The organism is Cupriavidus sp. 8B (assembly GCF_054589115.1).
The window spans coordinates 1-352 of record NZ_BAAILO010000169.1 but is presented as its reverse complement, the minus strand read 5'-3'; the positions used below and the strand labels follow the sequence as shown (position 1 = coordinate 352).

Sequence of the window (352 nt, the reverse complement as noted above, 5' to 3'; positions counted from 1 at the left end):
GGCCGGCAGGATTGTGGGACGTGGTTTGCGCCTCAATGGTGAGGGGGGCGTGCGCGAACTGCTCGTGCAGGCGCTGGATATCTCGAATGTCCACGGTGCTCCTTGGGGTTCGGAAGGGAGGGAATGGAATTGGGGCTCAGGCGGGAAGGCGGCTGCCGTCATCGGCAAACCGGTCGTTGTCCGGAATGCAGAGGGTGTGAATCGTATTGAGGCGCCGGCCTGCGATATCGAGCTGCGTATCGCGTTCTGTGCCGGAAATGGAGCGCCCGACGTGCGCGAACAGCGTGGCCGAGGCGAGCTTGTCGTACTGGCCCAGCAGGCGTAGCAGTCGCCCGGCGAGCGCATTGGGAAC

At 64.5% G+C, this 352-nt stretch carries 1 pseudogene; it reads right to left on the bottom strand.

What is annotated here, in order from left to right:
* Positions 1–136: 136 nt before the first annotated feature.
* Positions 137–352 (bottom strand): annotated as a pseudogene (locus ACYP5B_RS16840) (hypothetical protein); the annotation flags it as partial.